We start from the raw sequence: 12,829 nt of genomic DNA, 5'->3' as shown, positions 1-12,829 counted from the left end.
TCCCAAAATGTGCTGAAAAACTGAATAAATTCATATCTAATTGTTTGATTACTACAAATATACAAAAGTTATGATAAATTACGGATATTCATTTAAAATTACCTCAAATCTGTAAATGTTATCGGTTTTCTGCTGTTAGGATGAAAAACAATTTTAGACAAAACATCAAAATCTACGATTTCAATTTTCGGACTTACCCTTAGTTTTGCCCGGAAATGATCTCTCACTTCATTTTCGAAATTTTCCGAATTGGTTTCTGTACTCAGTTTTATGATAATTTCGTCCAAACCTATTTCGTTGGATTGAATGACGATCTGATAGCAAGAAATCCCGTTGAAATCATTCAGGATATCATTCATCGCGGGTGGATAAAGCGTAGTTCCTTTATATTTAATCATCTGTTGCTTTCTGCCAACCACCGGTCCCAAACGCATGGTATTCCTGCCACATTCGCAAGGTCCATAATGTGCTTTTACCAGATCTCCTGTTTTAAATCTCAACAAAGGAAGCGCTTCTACCCCTAAAGTCGTGACCGTTAATTCGCCGCTTTCTCCTTCTTTCACTGGATTTTCATTGTCATCAAGAATTTCTGTAATAATTAATTCCGGGTGATGATGACCTCCTTTCTGAAATTCACATTCTGTGAAAGCCGTGCTCATTTCTGTAGAAGCATACGTGGAATATAACTGAATATTCCATTTTTCTTTAATCTTTGTAGCAAGAATATTATCCGTAAAATCCTGATTTTTGATACTTTCACCAATACATATTGCTCCGTAAATGCTCGATTTTTTATAATCTACATTATTTTTCTCCGCATAATCTATCATTTTCAAAAGGAAAGAAGGAACGGTGATTAGATATTTCGGCTTGTACCTGAAAACAGAATCCCATTGCAGTTCAGGAATTCCCGGTCCCATACGCACAACGCTGGCTCCCATTTTCCTCAAACCTAAGAAATAGGCTAAACCTGCCATAAAACGCTTGTCTATAGTAGTAACCATTTGTACGACATCACCTTTTTGAATACCTGCACAAGCCAAAGAGATCGCTTCATTATAGGCAATTCTCTCCAGATCTTCATCAGAAAGACCGAAAGTCACCGGATCTCCCAACGTTCCTGAAGTCGTACTATAATCTACAATTTGTGAAAGCGGGACACAAAAAAAATCCTGATTATTCTGCTGAATATCATTTTTTGAGGTTGTTGGAATTTTCTTTAAATCTTCCAGCTTTTGAATTTCAGAAATATTGATATTATTTTCTCTAAATAATTTTTGATAGAAAGGTGAATTTGCTTCAAGATACTGTAAAACTTCTTTCAGTTTTTTTTCCTGAAAAGCTTTTATTTCCTGAATGTCGGATTTTTCGATTGACGGATAGAGTTCCAAAGGCTTACTTTTTAAAGACAAATTTATTTAATTTAAAATTAACAGGTCTAAATTTTAAGCCATTACCATGAGAAATTACTGCAATTTTTCAAAAAATAAATTTCAAAATTTTCTGCCAGCTTCATCAAAATAAAACATATATTATAAACCGTTAAAATTCACTAAATTTGCCAACTTAATTAATCTTCGAAATTGAGAAATTACAATGAGCCAATTTAAAGAATATAAAAACCTCAACCTTATAGACGTAGCCGAGAATGTTTCGGAGTTTTGGAAAGCCCATAAAACCTTTGAAAAAAGTGTGGAAACACGCGAAGGAAATCCTGAGTTTGTGTTTTATGAAGGTCCGCCTTCTGCAAACGGAATGCCGGGAATTCACCACGTTATGGCAAGAGCGTTGAAAGATATTTTCTGTCGTTACCAAACGCAAAACGGAAAGCAGGTTTTCCGTAAAGCAGGATGGGATACGCACGGACTTCCTGTGGAATTAGGAGTAGAAAAGGAACTCGGAATTACCAAAGAAGATATTGGCAAGAAAATCACCATTGAAGATTATAATAAAGCTTGTCGTGAAGCGGTAATGCGATATACGGATGTCTGGAATCAGCTCACCGAAAAAATCGGATATTGGGTAGATCTTGAAGACCCTTACATCACGTACAAACCAAAATATATGGAAACCGTTTGGTGGTTGCTAAAGCAGTTGTACAGCAAAGAATTGCTGTATAAAGGGTACACCATTCAACCCTATTCTCCAAAAGCAGGAACCGGACTTTCTTCTCACGAGCTGAACCAGCCAGGAACCTACAGAGATGTTTCCGATACCACAATTGTTGCTCAGTTTAAAGTAAAAAAAGAAACTTCGGAATTATTTAACGATGTTGATGGAGAAGTAAACATTTTAGCCTGGACTACAACTCCATGGACTTTGCCTTCCAACACCGCTTTGGCTGTAGGTAGAGATATTGAATATGTAGTTGTTAAAACGTTCAATCAATATACTTTCGAACCGGTAACAGTTGTTTTGGCAAGAGTTTTACTTGAAAAGAATTTTGGTAAAAAATATGCTGAAGGAACAGATGAAGATTTTGCAAACTATACTTCAGAAAGCAAAACCATTCCCTTCAGAATTGTAAAAGAATTTACAGGAACTCAATTAGCAGGAACTCAATATGAACAGTTAATTCCTTGGTTTATGCCAGATGAAAATCCTGAAAAAGCATTTAGGGTAATCATCGGAGATTTTGTGACTACGGAAGACGGAACCGGTATAGTTCACATTGCACCAACTTTCGGTGCAGATGATGCAAGAGTTGCCAAAGAAAACGGAATTCCGCCAATGTTGGTAAAAGATGAAAATGATAATTTGGTACCATTGGTAGATTTGCAGGGAAAATTTATCAGAGGAACTCATGTGCCGAAACTTTTCTCAGGAAAATACATCAAAAATGAATATTATGATGACGGTACTGCTCCTGAAAAATCATGGGATGTAGAACTCGCTATTTTACTGAAAACAGAGAACAAAGCTTTTAAAGTAGAAAAATATGTTCACAGCTATCCGCATTGCTGGAGAACAGATAAACCTGTTTTGTATTACCCGCTCGATTCATGGTTTGTGAAAATGACCGCCGTGAAAGACAGATTGGTAGATTTGAATAAAGAAATCAACTGGAAGCCCAAAGCAACCGGAGAAGGACGTTTTGCCAACTGGCTGGAAAATGTAAACGACTGGAATCTTTCCCGATCAAGATATTGGGGAATTCCGTTGCCAATCTGGAGAACAGAAGATTTGAAAGAAGAAAAAATCATCGGTTCGGTAGAAGAATTATACAATGAGATCGAAAAATCTGTTGCGGTAGGATTTATGAAAGAAAATCCGTTCAAAGGCTTTGAAATCGGAAATATGTCTGAAGAGAACTACTCTTTGATCGATTTACACAAAAATGTGGTTGATAAAGTATTTCTGGCATCAGATTCCGGCAAAGAAATGAAGCGTGAGAGCGATCTTATTGATGTTTGGTTCGACTCCGGCTCTATGCCTTATGCACAGCTGCATTATCCTTTCGAAAATAAAGATTTAATAGACCATCATAAAGCTTTCCCGGCAGATTTTATTGCTGAAGGAGTAGACCAGACTCGAGGATGGTTTTATACTCTTCATGCAATAGGAACTGCAGTTTTCGATTCCGTGGCTTATAAAAATGTAATGAGTAACGGTCTTGTTTTGGATAAGAACGGACAAAAAATGTCTAAACGTTTGGGTAATGCCGTAGATCCATTTGAAACACTTGCTGTTTACGGTCCGGATGCTACACGTTGGTACATGATTTCTAACGCCAATCCTTGGGAAAACCTGAAATTTGATATTGAAGGAATTGATGAGGTGAGAAGAAAATTCTTCGGAACACTTTACAACACTTATTCATTCTTCGCTTTATATGCCAATGTAGACGGATTTAATTATGCGGAAAAAGACGTTCAAAACCGTCCGGAAATAGACCGTTGGATTTTGTCTGAACTCAATCTTTTAATTAAAGAAGTAAAAGCTTTTTATGAAGATTATGAACCTACAAGAGTTGCCAGAGCCATCAGCACTTTTGTAAATGATAATTTGAGTAACTGGTATGTAAGATTATGCAGAAGACGTTTCTGGAAAGGAGATTATTCTGAAGACAAGATTTCTGCTTACCAGACTTTATACACTTGTTTGGAAACCGTTGCCAGATTATCTGCTCCTATTGCACCATTTTTTATGGATCAATTATATCAGGATCTGAACGCTGTAACAGGTAAGGAAGGTGTAGAATCTGTGCATTTAACCAATTTCCCGGTTGCAAACGAAAGTTTAATTGATCAGGATTTGGTAGAAAAAACCCATTTGGCACAAAATATTACCAGTATGGTTTTCTCTTTAAGAAAGAAAGAAAACGTAAAAGTACGTCAGCCACTGCAAAAAGTTTTAATTCCTGTTCTAGACAAGAAAACTGAAGAACAAATTCTGGCCGTTGCAGATTTAATCAAACAGGAAGTAAATGTAAAAGAACTGCAGTTAATTAACGCTGAAGAAGCGTCGCATCTAATTGTAAAACAGATAAAGCCCAACTTCAAAACTTTAGGATCCAGACTGGGAAAAGATATGAAAGTGGTTGGAGGTGAGATTAATAATCTTTCTTCGGAACAAATTGCTTCATTAGAAAAAGAAGGCAAAATAGAAATTCAGGGTTATGAAATTACGGTTGATGATGTGGAAATTTCTACAAAAGACATCCCTGGATGGACAGTAACCTCAGACAACAAAATAACTGTGGCATTAGATTTGACACTGACAGATGAATTGAAATCTGAAGGTATTGCCAGAGAATTTATCAACAGAGTTCAAAACATCAGAAAGGAAAAAGATTTCGAGCTTACCGACAGAATAAGAATTTCTATTGAAGAAAATTCACCGTATATTGACGATATCAGAAAAAATGAAATTTACATTTCAGACGAAGTATTGTCAGATAAATTAGAAGTTGTATCTTCACTATCAGATTTTACAGAAATCGAAATAGATGAGGCTAAATTTAAAATAAATATCGAAAAAAATTAACAAATAGTTATTGTTTTTCATATTCCATTTCATAATTTTATTAAAAAAAGAAAAGAACCATGTCAGACGAAAGAGTACGATACAGTGATGCTGATTTACAGGAATTTAAGTCCATCATAAAAGATAAAATAGAGAAAGCTGAAAACGATTTAAAACTCATCAGAGAAAGCTTCATTAATGACCAGAATAACGGAACAGATGACACCTCTCCTACCTTTAAAGCATTTGAAGAAGGTGCGGAAACATTGAGCAAAGAGCAAAACTCCATTCTTGCAGGAAGACAGGAAAAGTTTGTGAGAGATCTTAAAAACGCCTTAATTAGAATAGAAAATAAAACTTACGGTATTTGTAGAGTTACGGGGAAGCTTATTCCTAAAGAAAGGCTTTTGGCCGTTCCTCATGCAACATTAAGTATAGAAGCGAAAAATATGCAGAGATAATTATTTTATCTTATTTTTGTAAATTAATAATTGGGTTTATATGATGTTTTATAGCATTTTATAAACCTAATTTTTAGTTATAGCTATGGTCGGATATGTAATTTTAGCACTTATTGTTATTGGGATTTTGTTTTTTTTAAATAAAGAAAAACAGAAGCCAAAGTTTTTCCCGGAAAAGGAAAAAAATTATACGATAGATGATCAATTTAATTCGGACAAGCGCGAAAGAGAGAAGGAAATAGATAGACTTCTCGGTAAAATGGGTAAAAACGGACTCGGCGATCTTTCTCCAAAAGAACGCAAAAGGCTGGACGAACTTTCCCGAAAATAAATTTTAAAACTCTACAATGGAATCTATTATCGTACACACCAAAAATTCTATGGAACTGAATGCACTGAAAAGTGTATTGAAGGAAATGGGAATTAAATATGAAAAATTTCACACCAAAAATACTTTTCATAACCAAAAAACGATTAAAAAAGTAATCGAAAAGAAAAACGAGAAAATAAATAAACCCTCTAAACCAAAAGGACTGTAATGAAGAAGATTGCTTTAGTAACCTTACTTATCTTGTTGATAGATCAGGCGTCTAAAATTTATGTGAAAACGCATTTTGAACTTAATGAAAGTATTCCGGTAGTTGAAGGTTTCTTTAATAAAACATTTGTGGAAAATCCGGGAATGGCGTATGGCTTTCATTTTGGAGGAATTATCGGTAAATATTTTCTGGTAATTGTTCGCCTGTTCCTTATTGGCGGTATGATTTACCTTTTTAATAAATGGCTGAAAAGAGGAGAATCTAACTACCTTCTTATTCCTATGGCGATGATTTTCGCAGGAGCAATTGGTAATCTGATTGATGGAATGTTTTACGGTTTAATCTTCGACAGTGGAACTGTTTTCGACGAAAGTACCGGAAGATGGATAGGCTATGGCGGAGTTTCTAAATTTGTTTCTTTCGGACATGGTTATTCTTCATTTATGAAAGGGTGTGTCGTAGATATGTTACATTTTCCTATTGTGGATTGGAATGTACCATCCAATTGGCCGCTAATAGGAGGGAAGCATATAGAATTTTTTAAATATATTTTTAATATTGCCGATTCTGCAATTACTGTAGGAGCAGCATTATTATTGATTTTCAGAAAAAAAGCTTTTCCTAACGGTTTGGAATTCTAAAAACCACATACACAATATGAAAAAAAATCTTTTAAAAATAAGTAAAACTTTCCTGCTTCTTTTCGGAGCAGGAATTATTTTTATTGTATTTGCCAATTACAATATAAAACAAAGCAGCGACAGTTTCCTGTATGATGATGCCTCTAAAATTCCGACAACTAAAGTAGCCATGCTTCTCGGAACTAGTAAAACGCTGAGCAGTGGTTTTCCAAATGCTTATTTTACCAATAGGATAAAAGCTGCCGCAGATTTGTACAAAAGCGGAAAGATTAAGTACATCATCGTGAGCGGGGATAACAGCCGGAAAGACTATAATGAACCCGAAGATATGCAATTGGCTTTAATGCAACAGGGAGTTCCTCAAGATAAGATATATCTCGATTTTGCCGGTTTTAGAACCTTAGATTCTGTTTTAAGATCCAAAGAAATTTTTGGTCAGCAAAAGCTTATTATTATTTCTCAGAAATTCCACAATGAAAGAGCTGTTTTTCTGGCAAGAAAAAATAATATTGAAGCTTATGGGTATAACGCTGAAAATGTTAATAAATACGCTGGTTTAAAGACTAATCTCCGAGAATATTTCGCAAAAGCAAAAGTATATTGGGATTTACTTTTTGGTGTTGAACCTAAGTTTGGCGGCGATAAGGTTGTTATTCCTTAAATAATGTGAGTTCGGTTCGGGATAAGCAATATTTTAATCTTCTGTTTAGCTTTGCGTTTTGTAAATGCTTATCACGAACTTAGGTTGATATATTTTTGATTTTCAATTTACAGACATAATTTTAGGCATTATCCTAAATCTTTATTATTTCAATCAATTCAAAAAGTGGTGTGTTTTTCTACACTGGTTACGTTTTCGGGAGTCCATTCTATACGTTTGATGAATGGATGTTGTCTTACCGGGCAATCCATAATTTGACATATTGAACAGGAAATAGGCTTACAATCATCCATGTGAAAGTTGAATTCCACCGTTCTGTTGGTATTATTTGCCAGAAGAATAATTACTTTTTCCATTTCCTGATGTGCTTCTCGAAGACTGTAGTAATAAGGAAGTGTAATGTGTGCATCAATATGAAGTGAAGAACCAAATTGCTGAATTTTCATGTTATGAATGTCTATCCATTCTGTTCTTCTGTTGTTTTCCAAAAGATTTATAATCTTGTTCAACAATTCAGGATCCTGTTCATCCATTATACCGCTAAGCGACTTTCGAACGATTTTGTATCCAACAAAAATGATGTAAAATCCGAAAAACAAAGCTACTAAAGAGTCTATCCAATAAATTTTAGTAAAATAAACAATAATTAAGCTTATTACTACGCCCAATGTGGTAATAGTATCAGACTGAAGGTGTTTTCCCGAAGAAATAAGAACCAAAGAGTTCTCTTTCTCGCCTTTTTTAATAGAAATATATCCAAGAAAATAGTTGATGATGGCTGTTGCGGCAATAATGGCGATTCCCCAGTCTAATTTATTGAGAACTTTACCAACGATTAAACTGTTGATGCCTTCATAAATAATCATTAATCCGGCGATTGAGATAAGAGCACCTTCAATACCGGAAGTTACAAATTCTACTTTTCCGTGCCCGTAAGGATGATCTTCATCTTTAGGTTTAGCTGCAAGATAAAGAGAATATAAGCCCATAAATGCACTGATAACATTTACGATACTTTCCATAGCATCCGAAAAAACAGCATCGGAATCTGTAAGTTTCCAGGCAATTATTTTTCCGACAAAAAGAATGATTCCAAAAACTGCAATAATTTTCTGAAATCCTATTTTGTCTTTATTTATTTTATTTTTTATCATTTTTCAGTCAATGATTGTTTATCAGTCTATTATTATCTAAAATAATTATCCGAAAAAAAAAGAATCTCGTTGGAGACTCTTTTTATTTTTGTTAGTTTAAACTAAGTTTTTTTCAACCAAGTATTCTGCAATCTGTACAGCGTTGGTTGCTGCACCTTTCCGCAGATTATCTGCTACAATCCATAGGTTAAGTGTTTTTGGCTGAGAAAGATCTCTTCTTATTCTTCCTACAAAAACCTCATCTTTTCCTTCCGAATACAAAGGCATTGGGTATTCGTTGTTTTTAACGTTATCCATTACCACTACTCCGGGAGTTTCAGATAAAATTTTTCTTACTTCATCCAAGTCGAATTCGTTTTCAAATTCAATATTAACGCTTTCAGAATGCCCTCCTTGTACGGGAACTCTTACTGCGGTAGCTGTTAAATTAAATGTGTCGTCCCCTAAAATTTTCTTAGGCTCTTTCATTAATTTAATCTCTTCTTTGGTGTAATCATCATCTGCAAAAACATCGCAGTGAGGAAGTGCATTCTTGAAGATTTGATAAGGATATACTTTCTCAACAGATTCATCTCCTGAAATTTCTCCGTTCAACTGATCTACAGCAGCTTTTCCGGTGCCTGTAACCGATTGGTAAGTAGAAACAATAACTCTCTTAAGATCGTATTTTTTATTCAAGGGTCCCAAAACCATCACCAACTGAATGGTTGAGCAATTGGGATTTGCAATAATTTTGTCTTCTTTCGTTAAAACAGCGGCATTAATTTCCGGAACTACCAGTTTTTTTGAAGGATCCATTCTCCAAGCTGAAGAATTATCTATTACAGTGGTTCCTGCTTCTGCAAATTTTGGTGCAAATTCTAAGGAAGTAGAACCTCCTGCAGAGAAAATAGCAATATCTGGCTGGGCAGCAATAGCGTCGTTCATGCTTACGATGGTAAATTCATCCTGTTTATACTTCACCTTCTTACCAATAGATTTTTCCGATGCTACCGGAATTAATTCGGTGATAGGGAAGTTTCTCTCTTCGAGAACTTTAAGCATAACCTGACCTACCATTCCGGTAGATCCTACTACAGCTACTTTCATTTTGTTATTGAAATTTAAAAATTAAATGATATGTTTTGTCTCGATTTTAGAAATCAGACATTCAAATTTTATCCGAATAATCTGCCCCACTGAAATGCCCAAAGCATAAGTGCAACAGCAACTAAAGACATGATTACCCAACTCATATTAAGTTTATCGTTGGTCTTGAATTTTTTGTTGACAATCGTTAATAAAATTGCTGCAATAATCATCGCAGTTGGATGTTCAACATAAGTTTTTCTTAGAACAGCATCTTTCATCAACATTCCTGATTCTTTTGCTGCTTTAAATCCCGGAGAAAAGAAGAATAACATGATTAAACCAATTAAAACCTGAGTGTGAAAGAAAATTAATGTAAATAAAGTAGATTTTCTTAAAAGTTTTGAAATTTTTCCGGAATATCCGAACATGGTTGCAAAAAGAGCTATGACAAAAACTGCAGTTGCAAGTAAGATTAAATAAGCAAAACCACGGTGTGCCTGAAGCATGTTGAAATCCATAATGTTTATTTTTGTTAGATGCAAATATAAAAAATCCCAGCGATAAAGCCGGGATTTTGGTATGTAATAAAAGTTAATTTATTTGTACTAGAAGTTGAAAGATAAAGTAGCAGACCATGTTCTACCAAATCCGAAGAAAACTCTGTTTGAGGCATCAATACCTTTATAGAAGTTATTTGGGTTATTGATGTAAGTTTGGTAAAGTGCCTGCGCTTGTGCATCAGTATTTGTATTTGTTTTAAAGTCGCTAACTTGCTTAACTTTAATATTAGTCGCACCATCTTGGATGTATGTTGTGTCTAATAAGTTGTAAACGTTAGCTCCTAAAGTAAAATACTGATTAGGATTGTTTAAAGAAATCTTATAAGATGCACCTACATTAAATAAATTAAAATCTGGTAACTTAAGCGATTCGTTTCCAGGCTTAAGGAATTCTGCAACATTAAGTGTAGAATAGATTTTACCTGTATATTGCCATCCACCGTACACTTTTAATCCTTTTAAAGGGCTAATTGTTGTACCTAAAGAGGCTGTTGTTTGCGGGATACTGTTATTGTTACTACCACCTACTTTTACTTTATCTAAATATAGAGTAGAAGCGTTGTTACCATTAATCGCAACTGGTGTATTATCGTCTAAGAAGTTTGCACCTGTTGCATTACCTTTATACTGATAATCTCCCCAAGAAAACATACCATTAAACTCAATAAATTTGTTTAATCTGTAGTTTGCTTCTAATTCTACACCTTGGTGAAGCTGAGTAATTCCACTTACTTCTGAATATCCTGTATTTCCGTTTCCGTCGATATTAGCTATATTACCTCTTCTGTAGAATCTATCTTTCCATTCGGTTCTATACAAATTTAATTTAGCGTTGAAATTGTTTGTTTTGAAACCGTAACCTAATTCAGCAGAAAATATTTTCTCATTTGTTAAATTAGGATTTACAACCTGCTGATTACTTGGGTAAACAGCACTCATTAAAGGTTGTTTGCTGTAATAACCGATATTGGCAAATACGTTATTGTTTTCGTTTAAGTTATAGTTTGCACCCCCTTTAATATTATAACCTAAAAGATCTTTAAATCCAGTTTTTCTATCAATTATTTGCCCTTGTTGAGTTGATCCAGGAAGAACAAAATCATCAATTCTTTGATATGATTGGTTTGAAACTGAACCTTGTAAAAATGCAGATAGTTTATCGTTAGAATACTCTACCTGTCCGAAACCACTATACCAAAGAACTTCTCCATCGTTACTGAAAGCTAGTCTTTGATCCATTGGAGCTAATGATCCACCAAAAGGATTCCAGCTTAATTTTTTATAATCATAAGTATTGTTAACAACTCTGTTAGGTGCATTTTTGTTAGTGTTATCTTTATATCCTGAAGCGCCATAAAGATCAGACAATACTTGGTAATGGTAACCATAGTAATATCTGTCATCAGTACCTACTGAGAAATTCCAATTGTCATTAATCTTATGTTGGAAATTCATTAAGACACCGTACCAGTTATGAGAGTTGATACTTGAAGTACGAACAAGTGTACTTGCAGCTGGTGCAGTATTAGGATTTATAGCTGCGTTTGCTGCGAAAATTTGGTCATAATTATAATGGCCTTCATTATCATAAAACGCACTCATTCCTTTTCCGGCAATACCTCCAAGGTTTCTTGCTCCACCACCACGTCCGTTAGACATGTAAGCTACAGTACTTAATGTAGATTTATCACTGATAGTCCAATCCCAGTTCAACATCATTACTGGTTTTGCATAATAGTTCATTGCATTTGCAAGAGCTACTCTGTTTCCGCTAGCGTCAGTATAATATCCGAAGTCAGAATTGTATCTTCTGTATGGAGTATTATCATGATCAGGATTATACTTAATATAGTTAGCGATTGAAGGTGCGTATGATCTTTGGTCGTGCCATTGCGGAGATGAAGTGATCATAAACTGCAAATTATGCTTAGCACTTGGTTGGTAACCTAATGCAAAGAAATAAGTATATGCTTCATAATTTGTATTTTCTATATATGTAGCACCAGATTGTCTAGCCATCAAGAAAGATGAAGACCAACCGTTCTCAGATTTACCTGTATTGTAAGCAAATGAAGTTTTAAGAAAATCATTGTTTCCGACACCTAATCTTACAACTCCGCCCTTCTTCATGTCTGCAGATTTTGTAATGAAGTTCATAGTACCCCCTACAGATGCAATAGCCAATTTAGAAGAACCAAGACCTCTTTGTACTTGTAAGAAACTAGTAACATCAGATAAACCAGTCCAGTTAGAATAATAAACAGCACCAGTTTCCATATCGTTTACCGGCATACCGTTTACCATTACAGCAACATTCTTACTTTCGAAACCACGAATTGAAAGCTGAGAGTCTCCAAAACCCCCACCTCCTTTTGTAGCATATACTGATGGTGTTGTATTTAATAATTCAACAAGCTCTTGGTTACCTTGTCTTTCTAGAATTTGTGCTGCTTTAATTGTAGAAACTGCTACAGGAGTTTTTCTATCTTTAGCGATATCGGTAACTCCTTTTAGGATTACTTCCTCAATATCTTTCGATTTTGAAGCAGTATCTTTTACTTCTTGTGCGTAATAAACGCTTGCTGTAGATAATGCAATTATCGCAGTAAGCATCGATTTGTTGATTAATTTCATAATCTTAATAATAGTTAGAATTAATTTTTCTGCAAAATTCGACAAATAATTTATGAATATCCGTAATTTATCATAACTTTTGTATATTTGTAGTAATCAAACAATTAGATATGAATTTATTCAGTTTTTCAGCACATTTTGGG

General features: G+C 34.6%; 11 protein-coding genes. 6 read left to right on the top strand and 5 right to left on the bottom strand.

The genetic code is table 11. The features are described from left to right. Window positions 1-98: 98 nt before the first annotated feature. Entirely contained in the window at window positions 99-1,391 is a 1,293-nt protein-coding gene (locus tag IV513_RS13450) for a phenylacetate--CoA ligase family protein (RefSeq protein ID WP_209391078.1), read from the bottom strand. 205 nt (window positions 1,392-1,596) lie between these two features. On the opposite strand from IV513_RS13450, the gene ileS reads away from it, so the two are divergent. The 6 genes from ileS to IV513_RS13420 all read left to right on the top strand — a co-directional run bounded on the left by ileS (window position 1,597) and on the right by IV513_RS13420 (window position 7,267). Then, complete coding sequence (gene ileS, locus IV513_RS13445) at window positions 1,597-4,986, top strand: isoleucine--tRNA ligase (protein WP_209391077.1); 3,390 nt, start codon at window positions 1,597-1,599, stop codon at window positions 4,984-4,986. A gap of 59 nt (window positions 4,987-5,045) precedes the next feature. After that, entirely contained in the window at window positions 5,046-5,426 is a 381-nt protein-coding gene (locus IV513_RS13440; RefSeq protein WP_209391076.1) for a TraR/DksA C4-type zinc finger protein, read from the top strand. 85 nt (window positions 5,427-5,511) lie between these two features. Beyond that, window positions 5,512-5,757: a DUF6576 domain-containing protein gene (locus IV513_RS13435; RefSeq protein ID WP_209391075.1), complete on the top strand. Its 246-nt coding sequence runs from the start codon at window positions 5,512-5,514 to the stop codon at window positions 5,755-5,757. Window positions 5,758-5,773: 16 nt separating this feature from the next. Further along, window positions 5,774-5,965, top strand: a complete 192-nt coding sequence (locus IV513_RS13430; protein ID WP_160812678.1) for a hypothetical protein — start codon at window positions 5,774-5,776, stop codon at window positions 5,963-5,965. Continuing rightward, window positions 5,965-6,606 (top strand): lipoprotein signal peptidase, encoded by a 642-nt coding sequence (locus IV513_RS13425; protein ID WP_209391074.1) that lies wholly within the window; start codon window positions 5,965-5,967, stop codon window positions 6,604-6,606. The genes IV513_RS13430 and IV513_RS13425 overlap by 1 nt, the downstream gene beginning before the upstream one ends. A gap of 16 nt (window positions 6,607-6,622) precedes the next feature. After that, entirely contained in the window at window positions 6,623-7,267 is a 645-nt protein-coding gene (locus IV513_RS13420) for a vancomycin high temperature exclusion protein (protein ID WP_209391073.1), read from the top strand. A 158-nt stretch (window positions 7,268-7,425) separates the two neighbouring features. Here IV513_RS13420 and IV513_RS13415 read toward each other — a convergent pair whose 3' ends face one another. From IV513_RS13415 to IV513_RS13400, 4 genes are all read right to left on the bottom strand, one after another. Beyond that, a complete protein-coding gene (locus IV513_RS13415) occupies window positions 7,426-8,421 on the bottom strand; it encodes a cation diffusion facilitator family transporter (protein WP_209391072.1) in 996 nt (331 codons plus the stop codon). Window positions 8,422-8,517: 96 nt separating this feature from the next. Beyond that, window positions 8,518-9,510 (bottom strand): aspartate-semialdehyde dehydrogenase, encoded by a 993-nt coding sequence (locus IV513_RS13410; protein ID WP_209391071.1) that lies wholly within the window; start codon window positions 9,508-9,510, stop codon window positions 8,518-8,520. 68 nt (window positions 9,511-9,578) lie between these two features. After that, the gene (locus IV513_RS13405) at window positions 9,579-10,010 is read right to left on the bottom strand and encodes a hypothetical protein (RefSeq protein ID WP_209391070.1); all 432 of its coding nucleotides are present in this window, start codon (window positions 10,008-10,010) and stop codon (window positions 9,579-9,581) included. An 87-nt stretch (window positions 10,011-10,097) separates the two neighbouring features. Beyond that, a complete protein-coding gene (locus IV513_RS13400; protein ID WP_209391069.1) occupies window positions 10,098-12,686 on the bottom strand; it encodes a TonB-dependent receptor in 2,589 nt (862 codons plus the stop codon). Window positions 12,687-12,829 lie beyond the last annotated feature (143 nt).

Origin of the sequence: Chryseobacterium sp. RR2-3-20 (assembly GCF_017808115.1) — a bacterium.
In the GTDB taxonomy this organism is placed as follows: Bacteria; Bacteroidota; Bacteroidia; order Flavobacteriales; family Weeksellaceae; genus Chryseobacterium; species Chryseobacterium oryzae.
This window is presented reverse-complemented; position numbering and strand designations above follow the sequence as displayed.

What these genes read in the sequence shown, in the direction of transcription:
- ileS (WP_209391077.1), top strand. Translation starts at nt 1,597, where the DNA reads ATGAGCCAATTTAAAGAATATAAAAACCTCAACCTTATAGACGTAGCC.
- IV513_RS13440 (WP_209391076.1), top strand. Translation starts at nt 5,046, where the DNA reads ATGTCAGACGAAAGAGTACGATACAGTGATGCTGATTTACAGGAATTT.
- IV513_RS13435 (WP_209391075.1), top strand. Translation starts at nt 5,512, where the DNA reads ATGGTCGGATATGTAATTTTAGCACTTATTGTTATTGGGATTTTGTTT.
- IV513_RS13430 (WP_160812678.1), top strand. Translation starts at nt 5,774, where the DNA reads ATGGAATCTATTATCGTACACACCAAAAATTCTATGGAACTGAATGCA.
- IV513_RS13425 (WP_209391074.1), top strand. Translation starts at nt 5,965, where the DNA reads ATGAAGAAGATTGCTTTAGTAACCTTACTTATCTTGTTGATAGATCAG.
- IV513_RS13420 (WP_209391073.1), top strand. Translation starts at nt 6,623, where the DNA reads ATGAAAAAAAATCTTTTAAAAATAAGTAAAACTTTCCTGCTTCTTTTC.
- IV513_RS13415 (WP_209391072.1), bottom strand. Translation starts at nt 8,421, where the DNA reads ATGATAAAAAATAAAATAAATAAAGACAAAATAGGATTTCAGAAAATT.
- IV513_RS13410 (WP_209391071.1), bottom strand. Translation starts at nt 9,510, where the DNA reads ATGAAAGTAGCTGTAGTAGGATCTACCGGAATGGTAGGTCAGGTTATG.
- IV513_RS13405 (WP_209391070.1), bottom strand. Translation starts at nt 10,010, where the DNA reads ATGGATTTCAACATGCTTCAGGCACACCGTGGTTTTGCTTATTTAATC.
- IV513_RS13400 (WP_209391069.1), bottom strand. Translation starts at nt 12,686, where the DNA reads ATGAAATTAATCAACAAATCGATGCTTACTGCGATAATTGCATTATCT.